This window comes from Streptomyces sp. SD15 (assembly GCF_054462255.1).
The window spans coordinates 1-15,257 of the sequence record NZ_JBTLMO010000065.1 but is presented as its reverse complement, the minus strand read 5'-3'; the positions used below and the strand labels follow the sequence as shown (position 1 = coordinate 15,257).

At 70.7% G+C, this 15,257-nt stretch carries 12 protein-coding genes and 1 pseudogene; 11 read left to right on the top strand and 2 right to left on the bottom strand.

What is annotated here, in order from left to right:
* Positions 1-109 precede the first annotated feature (109 nt).
* The 11 genes from ACX28W_RS38325 to ACX28W_RS38275 all read left to right on the top strand — a co-directional run bounded on the left by ACX28W_RS38325 (position 110) and on the right by ACX28W_RS38275 (position 12,517).
* The gene (locus ACX28W_RS38325) at positions 110-1,678 is read left to right on the top strand and encodes a glycoside hydrolase family 53 protein (RefSeq protein ID WP_459004758.1); all 1,569 of its coding nucleotides are present in this window, start codon (positions 110-112) and stop codon (positions 1,676-1,678) included.
* A 265-nt stretch (positions 1,679-1,943) separates the two neighbouring features.
* Entirely contained in the window at positions 1,944-2,402 is a 459-nt protein-coding gene (gene crcB, locus ACX28W_RS38320; protein ID WP_459004727.1) for a fluoride efflux transporter CrcB, read from the top strand.
* 9 nt (positions 2,403-2,411) lie between these two features.
* Positions 2,412-2,786 (top strand): fluoride efflux transporter CrcB, encoded by a 375-nt coding sequence (gene crcB, locus ACX28W_RS38315; protein ID WP_459004726.1) that lies wholly within the window; start codon positions 2,412-2,414, stop codon positions 2,784-2,786.
* Positions 2,787-2,858: 72 nt separating this feature from the next.
* The gene (locus tag ACX28W_RS38310; RefSeq protein ID WP_459004724.1) at positions 2,859-3,695 is read left to right on the top strand and encodes an undecaprenyl-diphosphate phosphatase; all 837 of its coding nucleotides are present in this window, start codon (positions 2,859-2,861) and stop codon (positions 3,693-3,695) included.
* 195 nt (positions 3,696-3,890) lie between these two features.
* Positions 3,891-4,568 carry a FadR/GntR family transcriptional regulator gene (locus ACX28W_RS38305; protein WP_459004757.1) on the top strand — a complete coding sequence of 226 codons (678 nt, stop codon included), beginning with the start codon at positions 3,891-3,893 and terminating at the stop codon, positions 4,566-4,568.
* Positions 4,565-6,004 carry an amino acid permease gene (locus ACX28W_RS38300; RefSeq protein WP_459004723.1) on the top strand — a complete coding sequence of 480 codons (1,440 nt, stop codon included), beginning with the start codon at positions 4,565-4,567 and terminating at the stop codon, positions 6,002-6,004. The genes ACX28W_RS38305 and ACX28W_RS38300 overlap by 4 nt, the downstream gene beginning before the upstream one ends.
* Positions 6,001-7,059: an asparaginase gene (locus tag ACX28W_RS38295; protein WP_459004722.1), complete on the top strand. Its 1,059-nt coding sequence runs from the start codon at positions 6,001-6,003 to the stop codon at positions 7,057-7,059. Before ACX28W_RS38300 ends, ACX28W_RS38295 begins: the two co-directional genes overlap by 4 nt.
* A gap of 93 nt (positions 7,060-7,152) precedes the next feature.
* A complete protein-coding gene (gene aspA / locus ACX28W_RS38290; protein WP_459004721.1) occupies positions 7,153-8,568 on the top strand; it encodes an aspartate ammonia-lyase in 1,416 nt (471 codons plus the stop codon).
* 48 nt (positions 8,569-8,616) lie between these two features.
* On the top strand, positions 8,617-9,549 hold the full coding sequence (locus tag ACX28W_RS38285) for a glutaminase (RefSeq protein WP_459004720.1): 933 nt from the start codon (positions 8,617-8,619) through the stop codon (positions 9,547-9,549).
* A 200-nt stretch (positions 9,550-9,749) separates the two neighbouring features.
* Entirely contained in the window at positions 9,750-11,138 is a 1,389-nt protein-coding gene (gene mptB, locus ACX28W_RS38280) for a polyprenol phosphomannose-dependent alpha 1,6 mannosyltransferase MptB (protein ID WP_459004719.1), read from the top strand.
* On the top strand, positions 11,135-12,517 hold the full coding sequence (locus tag ACX28W_RS38275; RefSeq protein WP_459004717.1) for a glycosyltransferase 87 family protein: 1,383 nt from the start codon (positions 11,135-11,137) through the stop codon (positions 12,515-12,517). Before mptB ends, ACX28W_RS38275 begins: the two co-directional genes overlap by 4 nt.
* 59 nt (positions 12,518-12,576) lie before the next feature.
* Here the strand turns inward: ACX28W_RS38275 and ACX28W_RS38270 are convergent.
* Together ACX28W_RS38270 and rho are read right to left on the bottom strand one after the other, a co-directional pair.
* Positions 12,577-13,416 (bottom strand): annotated as a pseudogene (locus tag ACX28W_RS38270) (D-alanyl-D-alanine carboxypeptidase family protein); the annotation flags it as partial.
* Between the two features lie 114 nt (positions 13,417-13,530).
* Positions 13,531-14,676: a transcription termination factor Rho gene (gene rho / locus ACX28W_RS38265; RefSeq protein ID WP_459004715.1), complete on the bottom strand. Its 1,146-nt coding sequence runs from the start codon at positions 14,674-14,676 to the stop codon at positions 13,531-13,533.
* Positions 14,677-15,257 lie beyond the last annotated feature (581 nt).

The following is a 15,257-nucleotide window of genomic DNA, read 5'->3' as shown; positions in this document are numbered from 1 at the left end:
CCGGATTCCGGGGGGACATCCGGTCGGTCTCGGCGGCGCCGTGTCGCAGGCCTTCGGGCACGGCGCCGCCGTCAACTCCAGTCTCCCCGCCTTCGTCGAAGGGACGACGATGTTCCACGCGAGACGAGCCCTACGGACCCTGCTGATACCGCTGATGGCAGGCCTGGCTCTCACCACACTCCCCGCCACATCGGCGCAGGCCGCCTCGACGCTCACCAACGGTGGCTTCGAGTCGAACGGCGCCGGGACCGCGACGCCGACCGGCTGGTCGACGTACTCGGCGGGCGGGCAGAACGCCGCCTCGTTCACCGAGTCCGGTGGCCACAGCGGGAGCTACCGCCTCAGCCACTACTCGGCCTCCGCCTACAAGGTGGAGACCTACCAGTACCTCTCCGGGCTGACCAACGGGAACTACACCCTCACCGCCTGGGTGCGGTCCGGCGGCGGCCAGAACTCCGCGTACCTGGCGCTGAAGAACTGCGGCAGCGCCGAGCAGCGCACCGACCTGCCGGTCTCCAGCAGCGGCTGGATCCGCATCGTCACCTCCATCGCCGTGACCAACAACCAGTGCACGATCAGCATCAACTCCGATGCGAACGCGGGCAATTGGATCAACGTCGACGACCTGACCTTCACGTCCGGCTCGACCGGCCTGGCCATCAAGGGCTCCGACACCTCCTCCCTCGCCAAGAGCGAGGCGTTCGGCGGTGTCTACAAGACGAGCTCCGGCACGACCGGTGACGCGCTCGCCATCCTCAAGTCCTCCGGCATGAACTACGCGCGCCTCAAGGTCTGGGTGAACCCCGCCGACGGCTACAACAACAAGGCGCGCGTCCTGGCCATGGCCAAGCGCGTCAAGGCGCAGGGCATGAAGCTCCTGGTGGACTTCCACTACTCGGACACCTGGGCCGACCCCGGCGCGCAGTCCAAGCCGGCCGCCTGGGCGGGCCACTCCTACAGCCAGCTGAAGACGGACGTCTACAACCACACGTACGACGTGCTGAACGCGCTGAAGGCGCAGGGCACCACCGCGGACATGGTCCAGGTCGGCAACGAGATCAACGGCGGCATGCTCTGGTCCGAGGGCTCGACCGACAACTGGTCGCAGCTCGCCGGGCTGCTCAACTCCGGCTACGACGCGGTCAAGGCGGTCAACTCGTCCACCGTCGTGGCGCTGCACCTCGCCAAGGGCGGCGACCTGGCGGGCACCCGCTGGTGGTTCGACAGCGCGGTCTCGGGCGGCGTGAAGTTCGACGCCATCGGCCTGTCCTACTACGGCTACTGGCACGGCTCGCTCGCCGACTTCCAGACGACCCTGGACGACGCGGCCGCCCGCTACGCCAAGCCGGTCTTCCTCGCCGAGACGGCCTACCCCTTCCGTCTCGACAGCGAGGACTCGCTCACCAACATCATCGACACGACCGGTGAGCTGGTCGCCGGTTACCAGGCCACGACGGCCGGTCAGTCCGCCTGGCTGCGCGACGTGATGAACGTCGTGGAGGCCGTCCCGAACGGCCGTGGCCTCGGTGTCTTCTACTGGGAGACCACCTGGACCGCCGTCACCGGCAACGGCTGGGACCCCACCGACGCCGCCTCCGGCAACGGCTGGGAGAACCAGGCGCTGTTCGGCTACGACGACAAGGCGCTTCCGGCCATGTCGCAGTTCAACCACCGCTGAGCGGGCGAGGGCCCGGCTGCTGAGGCAGCCGGGCCCTTTCGGTTCCCTGGGCAGGGAGGGCGGGCGGCACGCGTCGGCTCACCGGCTTCCCGCTCACGGAGTGCGTGGCAGCCGGCCCCGGCGTTACCCTGTTGACCGGCCGCGATCATCCGTCGTGGCGCGGCGGTGGGGCCCGCCGTACCCGAACCGCGGCGTCGACGCCGCCAACGGTCCCTACTTGCGATGACGTGTGCCCCCGGGCCCGGCGAGTAGGAGGCGTAAGGCCATGACAGTCCCGCACCCCGAGAGGGCCGACGTCCCCGATCGCCCGCCCGCGCGCTCCGCGTCCCCGTGGCAGGGTCAGGGACCGGTCGTCGCGATGGTCGCGCTCGGCGGCGGCATCGGCGCCACCGCCCGCTACGGGGCGGCGCTGCTGTGGCCCACGCAGACGGGCGGATTCCCGTGGACCACGTTCTGGGTCAATGTCGTCGGCTGCGCCGTGATCGGCGTCTTCATGGTCGTCATCACCGACGTGTGGGCGGCCCACCGGCTGGTGCGGCCCTTCTTCGGCACCGGTGTGCTGGGGGGCTTCACCACCTTCTCGACGTACGCCGTCGACATCCAGAGACTCATCGACGCGGGCCACGTCGGAACCGGGTTCGCCTATCTCGCCGCGACCCTGTTCGCGGCGCTCGCGGCGGTATGGCTCGCGGTGACGGCGACCCGCCGCGCTCTGGGAAGGTAAGAAATAGGCGTGAACTGGCTGCTGGTGATCGTCGGCGGAATGCTCGGCGCACCCCTTCGCTACCTGACCGACCGCGTGGTGCGGACCAGGCACGACACGGTCTTCCCCTGGGGCACCCTCGCCGTCAACGTCGTCGGCTCGCTGATCCTCGGCCTGCTGACCGGCGCAATCACCGCGGGCGCCGCGGACTCGCACCTTCAGTTGTTCCTCGGCACCGGCCTGTGCGGCGCGCTGACCACGTACTCGACGTTCTCGTACGAGACACTGCGACTCACCGAGACCGGCGCGGGGCTCTACGCTGCCGCGAACGTGATCGTGAGCGTGGCCGCCGGGCTCGGCGCGGCGTTCGCGGGCGTCTGGTTTGCCCAAGCTTTGTGGACGTAGGCGCCGGGACGGCACGCGCGCGTAGTAAGACTGTCTACAGCACTGTCGACCAACTCCTCAGAACTGGATTCCATGAGCGTCATCAGCGTCGGTCAGGCCGTCGTCCTCGGGGCCGTCGAGGGAGTGACCGAGTTCCTCCCCGTCTCCTCCACCGGCCATCTCAAGATCGTTGAGGGGCTGATGGGCATCCCCGTCGACGACGACGCCGTCGTCGGGTTCTCCGCGGTCATCCAGGTCGGCGCGATCGCCGCCGTGCTCGTGTACTTCTTCAAGGACATCGTGCGGATCCTCTCCGCCTGGGGCCGGGGCCTGCGCGACCGCGAGGAGCGGTACCACCACGACTACAAGTTCGCCTGGTGGGTCATCTACGCGACCATCCCGATCGTGATCGTGGGCCTGGCGGCGAAGCCGCTCATCCAGGGGCCGCTCGCCTCGCTGTGGGTGGTCGCGGCCTCGCTGATCGTCGGCAGCGGTGTGATGTGGGCGGCGGACCAGATGGGCCGGCACAAGCGCGGCGAGGACGACACCTCGTTCAAGGACGCGATGCTGGTCGGGGGTTCGCAGATCCTCGCGCTGCTCTTCCCGGGCTTCTCGCGCTCCGGCGCCACCATGTCGACCGCGCTCCTCCTCGACCTGGACCGTGTCGCGGCCACCCGGCTCTCCTTCTTCCTCGGTATCCCGGCCCTGACCGGCGCCGGTCTGTACGAGCTCAAGGACGCCCTGGGTACGGGGGTGGGTGCCGCCCCGCTGGCCGTCGGCACGATCGTCTCGTTCGTGGTCGCGTACGGCTCGATCTCCTGGCTGCTGAAGTTCGTCGCCAAGCACTCCTTCAACGCCTTCGTGATCTACCGGATCGTGATCGGCCTGGCGCTGTTCGGGCTGCTCGGCACCGGCGTGCTCGCCGGCTGAGCGGCGAGCACGAACGGGCCGCGCGGGTCGGCTCGCCGACCGTTCAGGGGACGTAAAGCGAATATTCAGGCTTCACGTCCCCTGAAAGTTTAGTTTCCGCACCCCTTGACAGCCCCCGCTCGTCACCCGGAGGATCAGCCCGTGAACCTGTCAGACAGCCAGACAGCTGGCTCGGCGCCGCGGCGCATCAGCGCCATGGAAGCGGTCCTCGGTCATCTGCGCAGCGCCATCGAGCGCGGTCAGTACGTGGTCGGGGACAAGCTCCCCTCGGAGGCGGAGCTGTGCCGCACGCTCGAGGTCAGCCGGCCCGTGCTCCGCGAGGCGCTGCGGGCCCTGCAGACGATGGGTCTGACGGTCTCCAAGACCGGCAAGGGCACCTTCGTCGTCGCCAACACCGTCGAGGACCCCACCTTCGGCGACTACGCGGCCAGTGACCTGCTCGAAGTCCGGCGGCACGTCGAGATCCCGGTCGCGGGCTACGCCGCCGTACGGCGCACGCCCGAGGACCTCGACCACCTGGCGCACCTGCTGGACCGCATGGAACAGGAGACCGACACCACCGCGTGGGTCGCGATGGACACGCTCTTCCACCTCGCGGTGGCGCAGGCCGCGCAGAACCCGGTCTTCCGCCGGGTGATCGAGGAGATCCGCGACGCGCTGGCCCGCCAGTCGGCGTTCCTCAACGAACTGGGCGGCCGGCGCGAGCAGTCCAACCGCGAGCACCGGGCGATCGTCGAAGCGCTGATCGACCGCAGTGAGCACGACGCGGTGCAGGCCATGTCCCACCACCTCGATCGGGTCTCGACGACCCTCACCGACATCGTGCGCCCCGCGCGCACGGACACCCCCACGGAAGGCGGACCCGAGGCGTGAGCGAGCAATCCCTGCAGACCGAGACGCGCAGAGCGACCGGTCATGTCGACGCCGGAGACGCCGGCTACAGCAAGTCGCTGAAGGCCCGGCACGTCAACATGATCGCCATCGGTGGCGCCATCGGCACCGGCCTGTTCCTCGGTGCGGGCGGCCGGCTCGCCGACGCCGGCCCCTCGCTGTTCCTCGCCTACGCGGTCTGCGGCATCTTCGCTTTCCTGGTCGTCCGCGCGCTGGGCGAACTCGTCCTGTACCGGCCGTCCTCCGGCGCCTTCGTGTCGTACGCCCGGGAGTTCCTCGGCGAGAAGGGCGCGTACGTCGCGGGCTGGATGTACTTCCTGAACTGGGCCACCACGGGCATCGCCGACATCACGGCCGTGGCCGTCTACACCCACTACTGGGGCATGTTCTCCGACATCCCGCAGTGGGTGATCGCGCTCATCGCGCTCGCCGTCGTCCTCACCGTGAACCTCATATCCGTACGCCTGTTCGGCGAACTGGAGTTCTGGTTCGCGATCATCAAGGTGAGCGCGCTCGTCATCTTCATGCTCATCGGCATCTTCCTGCTGGTCACCCAGCACCCGGTCGACGGCCACAGCCCCGGCCCGTCCCTGATCACCGACAACGGCGGCGTCTTCCCCAGCGGCCTGCTGCCGATGCTGCTCATCATCCAGGGCGTCGTCTTCGCCTACGCCTCGGTCGAACTGGTCGGCGTCGCGGCGGGCGAGACCGAGAACCCCGAGAAGATCATGCCGAAGGCCATCAACTCCATCATGTGGCGTGTCGGCCTCTTCTACGTCGGCTCCGTGGTCCTCCTGTCGATGCTGCTGCCCTGGAACAAGTACACGTCCGGCGAGAGCCCCTTCGTCACCGTGCTGTCGAACATCGGCATCCCCGCGGCGGGCGGCGTGATGAACCTGGTCGTCCTCACCGCGGCCATGTCCTCGCTCAACTCCGGCCTGTACTCCACCGGCCGCATCCTGCGCTCCATGGCGATGTCCGGCTCCGCCCCCAGGTTCACCGGCGTGATGAGCCGCAGCCAGGTCCCGTACGGCGGCATCCTGCTGACCAGCGGCATCTGCGTCCTCGGTGTCGGCCTCAACTTCGTGGTCCCCGCCGACGCCTTCGAGATCGTCCTGAACTTCGCCGCGATCGGCATCCTCGCCACCTGGGGCATGATCATGCTCTGTCACATGATGTTCTGGCGGAAGACGCAGAACGGCGAGCTGACCAGGCCGAGTTACCGCCTGCCCGGCTCCCCGTGGACCGAGATCGTGACGATCGGCTTCCTCGTCTCCGTACTGGTCCTGATGTACGCCGACGGGGGAGCGGGACGCACCACCGTGCTGTGTCTGCCGCTGATCGCCGCGGCGCTCGTCGCCGGGTGGTACGGGGTGCGCCGCCGGGTCTCCGGTATACGCGACGGAGTGGACGCATGAGCCGGACCACGACGTACGCCGCCTCGGTCGACGCTGCCCCCCTCGCTGCGGCCCCTGTCGCCGCGGCCCCGGCGATCCGCGAGCCCTTCCACGCCCCTGTCGCGCATCTCGTCCGCGGTGGAGTCGTCGAAGGCATCCACTACGGCTCGGTGGTCGTGCTGGCCGCCGACGGGAGGGTGGAACTCCAGATCGGTGACATCGAAGCCGCCTTCTATCCGCGCTCCGCGCTCAAGCCCGTCCAGGCCGTCGCGATGCTTCGGGCCGGGCTCCCGTTGGACGGCGAGCTGCTCTCGCTGGCCGCGGCCAGCCACTCCGGCGAGGAACGGCACCTGGTCGGCACCCGGCGGATCCTGGAGCTGGCCGGAGTCACCGAGGACGACCTGCGCAATGTGCCGGACCTGCCGTACGACCCGGTCGTGCGCGACGCCTGGATCCGCGCGGGGCGGCTGCCGTCCCGGCTCGCACAGAACTGCTCCGGCAAGCACGCCGCCATGCTGATGACCGCCCGGCTGAGCGGTTGGTCCCTCGACGACTACCTCGACCCCGCGCACCCCCTCCAACAGGCCGTCGCGGAGATCGTCGAGGACCTCACCGGGCAGGCCGTCGCCCAGGTGACCGTCGACGGCTGCGGCGCGCCCCTCTTCGCCGTCTCGCTGCATGGGCTGGCGCGCGCCGCGGCCCGGATCGCCACCGCCCCGCCGGGCACACCCGAGGCGCGCGTGGCCGATGCGATGCGTGAGCACGCCGAGATGGCGTCCGGCTCCGGTCGCGATGTCGCCGCGATGATGCGGGCCGTGCCGGGACTGCTCACCAAGGACGGCTTCGAAGGTGTCCAGATGGCCGCGCTGCCGGACGGTCGGGCCGTCGCGGTGAAGATCGCCGACGGCGCGGACCGGGCGCGCGGCCCGGTGGCCGCGGCCGCCCTCGCCCGCGCCGGGGTCGACCCGGCGGCACTCGCGGAGTTCGCGTCCGTGCCGCTCCTCGGGGGCGGCGCGGTGGTGGGCAGCATCCGACCCGCCCGGACACTCGACCCGCTCCCGCCGCGCTCCATGTAACGCCTGACCCGCTCCCCCTCCGCCTTCCCTGCAGATCCCTTCCCGCACACCCGCACGCCCGTATCCGCCCTCCGAAAGAGGACCCGTACCGCCATGACCGCCGCAGCCCACCGCAGCGAACACGACCTGCTCGGAGACCGCGACGTCCCCGCCGAGGCGTACTGGGGCATCCACTCCCTGCGCGCCAAGGAGAACTTCCCCATCACGGGAACGCCGATCTCCGCCTACCCGCACCTGATCGACGCCCTGGCCGCCGTCAAGGAGGCCGCCGCCCGGGCCAACGAGGAACTCGGCCTGCTCGTCCCGGAGAAGGCCATGGCCATCGTCGCGGCCTGCCGGGAGATCCGGGACGGCAAGCTGCACGACCAGTTCGTCGTCGACGTCATCCAGGGCGGCGCCGGCACCTCCACGAACATGAACGCCAACGAGGTCGTCGCCAACCGGGCGTTGGAGCTCCTCGGCCACGCCAAGGGCGCGTACCAGTACCTGCACCCCAACGAGGACGTCAATCTCGGCCAGTCCACCAACGACGTCTATCCGACCGCCGTCAAGGTCGCCACCGTCTTCGCGGTGCGCGGGCTGCTCAAGGCGATGGCCGTGCTCCAGGACGCGTTCGCCGCCAAGGCCTTCGAGTTCCGTGACGTGCTGAAAATGGGGCGAACGCAGCTCCAGGACGCGGTGCCCATGACGCTCGGGCAGGAGTTCTCGGCGTACGCGGTGATGCTCGACGAGGACCGCAGCCGACTGGCCGAGGCCGTCGAGTTGATCCACGAGATCAACCTCGGTGCCACCGCGATCGGCACCGGGCTCAACGCTCCCGCCGGATACGCGGATGCCGCCCGCCGCCATCTCGCCGACATCACCGGGCTGCCGCTGGTCACCGCCGCCAACCTGGTCGAGGCCACCCAGGACTGCGGCGCCTTCGTCCAGATGTCCGGCGTGCTCAAGCGGATCGCCGTGAAGCTCTCCAAGAGCTGCAACGACCTGCGCCTGCTGTCCTCCGGGCCGCGCGCGGGCCTGGGCGAGATCAACCTGCCGCCGGTGCAGGCCGGTTCGAGCATCATGCCCGGCAAGGTCAACCCGGTGATCCCCGAGGTCGTCAACCAGGTCGCCTTCGAGGTGATCGGCAACGACGTCACCATCACCATGGCCGCGGAGGCCGGTCAACTCCAGCTCAACGCCTTCGAGCCGATCATCCTGCACTCCCTCTCCGAGAGCATCACCCATCTGCGGACGGCCTGCCTGACTCTTGCCGAGCGCTGTGTCACCGGGATCACCGCCAACACGGAGGTGCTGCGCGCCGCGGTCGAGAACTCCATCGGCCTGGTGACCGCCCTCAACCCGTACATCGGGTACACGGCCGCCACCGACATCGCCAAGGAGGCCCTCGCGACCGGGCGCGGCGTGGCCGAACTGGTCTTGGAGAAGGGGCTGTTGCCCGCCGAGCGGCTCGAGGCCCTGCTGCGCCCCGAGGTGCTCGCCGGCAGCGGCACCCCGCAGGCGGTCTGAACCCAGGAGGTCCGAACCGATGAGCACCGGGGCCGGGCGGACGGCAGAATGGTGATCATGTCCCCGTCCCTGCCCTTTCAGCCGGTCCTGGAGCGCATCGCCACCGAGATCGAGCAGACACCCGGCCGCGGGCGGCCCGCCGACTACATCCCGGCGCTGGCCGCCTGCGACCCGCGCCGCTTCGGCATGGCCGTGGCCGAGCTCGACGGCACGGTGTACGGAGTGGGGGACTGGCGGCAGCCGTTCTCCACGCAGTCCATCACCAAGGTCTTCACCCTCGCCCTCGACCTGGCCCGCGAGGGCGACGAGCTGTGGGAGCACGTCGGCCGCGAGCCCTCCGGCAACCCCTTCAACTCGCTGGTCCAACTGGAGTACGAGAACGGCATCCCGCGGAATCCCTTCATCAACGCGGGTGCCCTCGTCGTCACCGACCGACTGCAGACCCGTACCGGCGACGCGGCCGGCACGCTGCTGGATTTCCTGCGTGCCGAGAGCGGCAACCCTTCGCTGACGTTCGACAAGGACGTCGCCGCCTCCGAGGCCACCCACGGCGACCGCAACGCGGCCCTCGGCCATTTCATGGCGTCGTACGGCAACATCGACAACCCGGTGCCGGTACTCCTCGACCAGTACTTCCGCCAGTGCTCGATAGCCGCGTCCTGCGCCGACCTCGCGCTCGCCACGGGTTTCCTGGCCCGGCACGGCATCCGCGCCGACGGCTCCCGGCTGCTCACCCGCAGCCAGGCCAAGCAGGTCAACGCGGTCATGCTGACCTGCGGCACGTACGACGCGGCGGGCGACTTCGCCTACCGGGTCGGCCTGCCCGGCAAGAGCGGCGTCGGCGGCGGCATCATCGCGGTCGTACCGGGCCGCTGCACGCTGTGCGTATGGAGCCCCGGCCTCGACGAACGCGGCAACTCGGTGACGGGGGTGACGGCCTTGGACCGCTTCACGACACTGACGGGGCTGTCGGTGTTCTAGTCGGTGTTCCAGTGGGGCTCGTCCGTGCCCCCGTCAGGGGCGCGGGGCTGTGCCATGTGCGGCTCCGCCGCGTGGGCGTGACCAGCCACGCCGAACCGGCACCCGACGACCCACCCGCAGGTCACCCCACAGCCCCCGCCCGGAGGGCACCGCGTCGCTTTCCGGCCACCCGTAGTTGACACACTGCCCGAGTGTTGGCCATGGCTTTCCCCATCGATCTCCGTCGTTGCCAGGCCCTGGGCCTGGCCGGCACGGCCTTCCTCGCCCTCGGCGGCGAAACGGCCGGAGCCCTGCCCGCGCGGGACTTCCTCGCCCCCGGCTCCGGCCGCGCCGTACTCGGCCTGGTCGGTGTGTACTTCGGCGTCGTCCTGCTGATCGCCGCATGGGCGCTGCTCGGCACCGTCGTACGGGGTCCCGAGCCGCCCACCCCGCGCGCCCTGCTCCTGGTGCTGGCCGCGTGGGCGGCGCCGCTGCTGCTCGCGCCGCCGCTGTTCAGCCGGGACGTGTACAGCTATCTCGCGCAGGGCGCCATGGTCGACGCGCACATCGACGTGTACGCGTACGGGCCCGCCCAGCTGGGCGGGCCACTCGCCGACGAGGTGGCGCCCGTGTGGCAGCAGACCACCACGCCGTACGGACCGGTCTTCCTCGCCGTCGCGTCCACGTTGTCCGGGCTGACGCGCGGGGAGATTCCGGCCGGGCTGCTCGGCATGCGGTTGGTCGCCCTGCTCGGCGTCGCGTTGATGGCGGCGGCGCTGCCCCGCCTCGCCCGGCACAGCGGCGCCGATCCGGCCGCCGCGCTGTGGCTGGGCGTGCTCAATCCCCTCGTCCTCCTGCACCTGGTGGCCGGTGCGCACAATGACGCCATCATGCTCGGGCTGCTCGGCCTCGGCCTGGTTGCCGCGCGCGGCCGTTGGCACCTGCTGGGCGTCGTCCTCATCACCCTCGCCGCGCTGGTCAAGGCACCCGCCGTGCTCGGTCTGCTGGCGGTCGTGGCGCTGCGCGGACGCCGCGGAGCGGTGCGGACCGTCCTGACCACGACCGCGGTCGCGCTCGCCACCACCGTCGCGGCCACCGCGGCGGCGGGCACCGGCTACGGCTGGATCGCGGCCCTGAAGACCCCCATCTCCCCGCACAACTGGTCGCCCACCAGCGTGCTCGGCCGTGTCACCGGCTCCCTGCTCAAGGAACTCGGCAGCGGCCTCGCCCCGTTCGCGCTGCCCGTCTGGCACGCGACCGGACTGGTGGTGACCGTGATCCTCGTCCTGTTCATATGGCTGCGCCTGAAGCCCGGCCCGATCTACGCGCTGGGCCTGAGCCTGGCGGCGGTCGCCGTGTTCGGTCCGGCGATCCGCCCCTGGTACGCCCTGTGGGGCCTGTTCCTCATCGCCGCGGCGGCGCCGAGCGGTTCGGTGCGCCACCGGGTCGCGGCCGCCAGCGGAGTCCTCGCCCTCGCCGTGCTGCCGAGTGGAGCCCCACCGGACGCCGACCAGGTGATCCTGGCCGTCTCCGGGGGAGCGCTCGCCCTCGTCGTGCTCTGGCAGGCGCATCAGGCGGCGCAGGCACCGGTGCTGGGGCGGACGGCGTGAAGGGGCTCGCCACGAATGGCCGACGCCTGCTCCTCGTGTGCGGACTGGCCGTCGCCATCGGTGTGTTCACCGCCACCGTGCCGCTGCTCCGTGACTGGTTCGACCTGCGTGTCTACTACGGCACCGTCGACGCCTGGGCCCATCACGACGGCCGGATCTACGACTACCTGCTGCCGGGGACGACGTACGGCTTCACCTATCCGCCGTTCGCCGCCCTCGGCATGCTGCCGATGACGCTGGTCGGGCTGCACACCGCGATCGCCGTCGCGCTGCTGCTCAATCTTGCGGCGCTGGCCGCTGTGGTGTGGATCCTGGTCGGGCCCGCGCTGCGCCGCTACGGGTGGTTCGGGTTCGCGCTCGCGGGCTGTCTCCTTGCCCTGCTCGAACCGGTCCGCGACACCTTCAGCTTCGGGCAGGTCAACCTCCTGCTGCTGGCCCTCGTGCTGAGCGACGCGTGGCTGCTGTCGACCGGCCGGGGCCGCTGGGCGGGCGTCGGCATCGGACTGGCCGCCGCGATCAAGCTGACTCCCGCGATCTTCATCGCCCTGCTGCTGCTTGCCGGCCGCCGGCGCGCCGCGGGGGTCGCCACGGCCGTCGCCGCGGCGGCCACCGCGCTGGCGGCCTGGGTGGCGCCGGAGGCGTCGCGCTTCTACTGGACCGAGGCGTTGTGGGACACCGACCGCATCGGCCGCCTGGCCTATGTCTCCAACCAGTCCTTGGAGGGCGTCCTGGCCCGGCTCGCGGCACCGGGTGAGCCGAGCAGGGCCGCCTGGGCGTCGGCCGTCCTGGTGGTCCTGTGCGTGTGGGCGTGGCGGACGTCCCGTGCCCTGGCCGACGAGGACTGGACGGCCGCGTTCGCCCTGACCGGACTCGCCGCCTGCCTGGTCAGCCCGATCACCTGGGTGCATCACCTGGTCTGGCTGCTGCCGTCCTTCGCCGTGCTGCTGCACCGGCACCGGCTGCGCGTCGCCGCCGCCCTGTACGCGGTGCTGTGCAGCAGCGTGGTGTGGCTGTGGTTCGACGACTCGTCCGGCCTCGACGGATTCCTCGGCAGCAACACGTATACGTGGATCACGCTGGGGCTGCTGCTGTGGCTGCCGGTCGGTCAGTCGCGCGTGAGCCGCCCGACCTTGAGGCGCAGAGCGAGGGCCACTGCTGCCGCTCCCAGAGCGGCCGCGCCCACGATGCCGGCAGCCTCGGGCCAGCCGGGGCCGTCGTTCTTGGAAAGCGGGGCCACGGGCTCGGCGCCGGGTCCCGCTGCCGGTACGGCCCGGGTATCGAGGATCGACCCGACGGGGTGGACGCGCCCGTTCGCGGCGAAACCCCAGTCGAGCAGCTCGCGCGCCTCCTCGTACACCGTGCCTCCGTCGCCCTCCTGAGGGTTCATCACCGTGACGATGAGGGTGCGCCCGTCCCGCCGCGCGGCGGCGACGAGCGTGTTGCCGGCCTCGGTGGTGTAGCCGTTCTTGACGCCGATCAGGCCCGGGTACTCGTCCACTCCGTCGGCGCCGGTCAGCAGTCGGTTGGTGTTGTGGATCTCGTACGCGTAGCCGTCGCCGGGGAAGGTGGACACGGCGGTCGAGCAGTACCGCGCGAATTCCGGGTTGCGCAGCCCGGCCCGCGCGAAGACCGCGAGGTCGTACGCCGACGAGACCTGGCCGGGTGCGTCGTATCCGTCGGGTGAGACGACGTGGGTGTCGAGGGCGCCGAGTGCACGGGCCTTGGCCTGCATCCGGGCGGCCGTGGACTTCCAGCCGCCGTTCATCGCGGCCAGTACGTGCACGGCGTCGTTGCCGGAGTTGAGGAAGACACCGCGCCACAGGTCGGCCACGCGGTAGGTGTGCCCCTCGCGGACGCCCACGAGGCTGCTGCCTTCGCCGATCCCTTCGAGCTCCTCCTCGGTGACGGTGTGGGGGACGCCGCCGGGCAGCGCCGGGAGCACGGTGAGGGCGAACAGGGTCTTCAGGGTGCTGGCGGGCGGCAGCTTGCGGTGTGCGTTGTGCGCGGCGAGCACCGCGCCGGTGCGGGCGTCGGCCACCAGCCACGACAGCGCGGAGAGGTCCGGGACCTCGGGCGCCTCGGTGCGTGGCCGTACCTGCGTCCCGGACCGGTGGAGCGACGGCTCCTGGGAGGTCACGGGTCTCGGCAGACCCGGGTCCGCGCTGATACGGGCGACGGCCGCACCTGGCGCGAGGGCCAGGGCGCCGACCACGCAGACGGCGGAGCAGGAGACGGTGACGCGGGAGACTGCGACGCGGGATGAGAATCCGATAGTCATACCGCAAACGTAGGAACGGAGTCGCTGTATGCCGGGGTGCCAGGCCCGGGTGAGGGGATCGTGCACCCGGATGCCGCACGCGAAAGGGTCGCCGACAGGGGTTCCTGGGAGGGTTCAGGCGGCCGGCAGGGTCGGCTGGACCTGGCGCAGGAAGGTCGCGTTGTCCGGGGTGGTGCGCATCCGCTCCAGGAGGGTTTCCAGGTTCGCCTGGCCGTCCCGCGTCTGCAGGGCACGACGCAGACCCCGTACGGCGGTCAACTCGGCCGTGGGCAGGAGAAGTTCCTCGCGGCGGGTGCCGGACGGGGTGATGTCGACGGCCGGGAACACCCGGCGGGAGGCGAGGGTCCGGTCGAGGCGGAGTTCCATGTTGCCGGTGCCCTTGAGCTCCTCGAAGAAGAAGTCGTCGGCGCGGGAGCCGGTCTCCACCAGGGCGGTGGCGAGGATGGTGAGCGAGCCGCCCTCCTCGGCGAGGCGCGCGGCACCGAAGAACCGCTTGGGGCCGTGCAGCGCGGCGGCGTCGACGCCGCCGCTGAGGGTGCGGCCACCGGCGGCGGCGGCGTTGTTGTGCGCCCGGCACAGCCGGGTGAGGGAGTCCATCAGGATGACGACGTCCTCGCCCTGCTCGACGAGCCGCTTGGCGCGCTCGATGACGAGGTCGGCGAGCGCGATGTGCTGCTTCGGCGTCTTGTCGAAGGTCGAGGCGAAGACCTCGCCCCGGACGGAGCGCCGCATGTCGGTCACTTCTTCGGGCCGCTCGTCGAGCAGCACCACCATCAGGTGGCATTCCGGGTGGTTGCCCGCGACGGCGGCGGCGATCTGCTGGAGCAGCACCGTCTTGCCGGTCTTGGGCGGGGCGACGATCAGGCCGCGCTGACCCTTGCCGACGGGCGAGACCAGGTCGACGAGGCGTCCTGCCATGCCGCTCGCCGGGTGTTCCAGGCGGAGCCGGTCGCGCGGGTGCAGCGGGGTGAGGTCGCGGAAGTGCGGGCGGCGGCGCAGCTCTTCGGGCGTACGTCCGTTGATCCGCTCGACCTCGGCGAGGGCGCGCGGGCCGCCGCGTACACCTTCGACGGTGTCGCCCTTGCGCAGGCCGTGACGGCGGATCAGCGCGGCGGAGACCTGGACGTCGGTCGGTGTGGGCAGCAGGCTCTCGGCGGCGCGCAGGTACCCCTGCCCGTTGTGCGCGATGTCGAGGACACCGGTGGCGGCCTGGGCCGGGAGCTTCTGCTGTACAGGAGGGTGTTCGAGTGTGGTGGTCATGAGAGGGGGTCCTTTCGAGGACGGTTTCATGAAGTCATGAGGAGGGGGGATGTGCCGGGGGAGGCGGCGTGCTCACGCCTCGCTGCGGCGGGGAACATCACTTCGGTACGGCAGACACCGCACTCGATCTCGAGAGGTGATGTGGAGAAGCTGGTCCACCGGTCGGACAACGACGGGCGTATCAGCGAAAAGGAGGTGGAACCGGCACCGGCGCCCGAGACTGGGCGTACACAAGTGCTGACCGCACTGTACCACCCGATGGGCGGGTCGGGCTGTGATGTGCGCCTCAGCGGCGAGACGCGGGGTGGTGGCTCGCCGAGGCGGGAAGAACCCCGGATCGACGAGGGTTGATGCGTGACGAGTCGTCGCCGACCACGGGAGAGGCCCCCGATCCCGTATCCGGGACGTCATCGGCTTCGACGCGGCCGGTGTGGTCGTGCGGCGAGTTCTGCCTGGCGAACGCCGAGCGCCACGGACCGCGCTGCCCAGGTGCTCGGTCCTAGGTGTATTGATCACGAGCGTTGTTGACACTGGTCGGGTCTTGAACGTGGCGAAGACCTCCGGTGGGGTGGGAGCTGTCT

Bases quoted from the DNA above. Each gene is read 5' to 3' on its own strand.
- ACX28W_RS38325 (WP_459004758.1), top strand. From the start codon at position 110: ATGTTCCACGCGAGACGAGCCCTACGGACCCTGCTGATACCGCTGATG.
- crcB (WP_459004727.1), top strand. From the start codon at position 1,944: ATGACAGTCCCGCACCCCGAGAGGGCCGACGTCCCCGATCGCCCGCCC.
- ACX28W_RS38310 (WP_459004724.1), top strand. From the start codon at position 2,859: ATGAGCGTCATCAGCGTCGGTCAGGCCGTCGTCCTCGGGGCCGTCGAG.
- ACX28W_RS38305 (WP_459004757.1), top strand. From the start codon at position 3,891: ATGGAAGCGGTCCTCGGTCATCTGCGCAGCGCCATCGAGCGCGGTCAG.
- ACX28W_RS38295 (WP_459004722.1), top strand. From the start codon at position 6,001: ATGAGCCGGACCACGACGTACGCCGCCTCGGTCGACGCTGCCCCCCTC.
- aspA (WP_459004721.1), top strand. From the start codon at position 7,153: ATGACCGCCGCAGCCCACCGCAGCGAACACGACCTGCTCGGAGACCGC.
- ACX28W_RS38285 (WP_459004720.1), top strand. From the start codon at position 8,617: ATGGTGATCATGTCCCCGTCCCTGCCCTTTCAGCCGGTCCTGGAGCGC.
- mptB (WP_459004719.1), top strand. From the start codon at position 9,750: ATGGCTTTCCCCATCGATCTCCGTCGTTGCCAGGCCCTGGGCCTGGCC.
- rho (WP_459004715.1), bottom strand. From the start codon at position 14,676: ATGACCACCACACTCGAACACCCTCCTGTACAGCAGAAGCTCCCGGCC.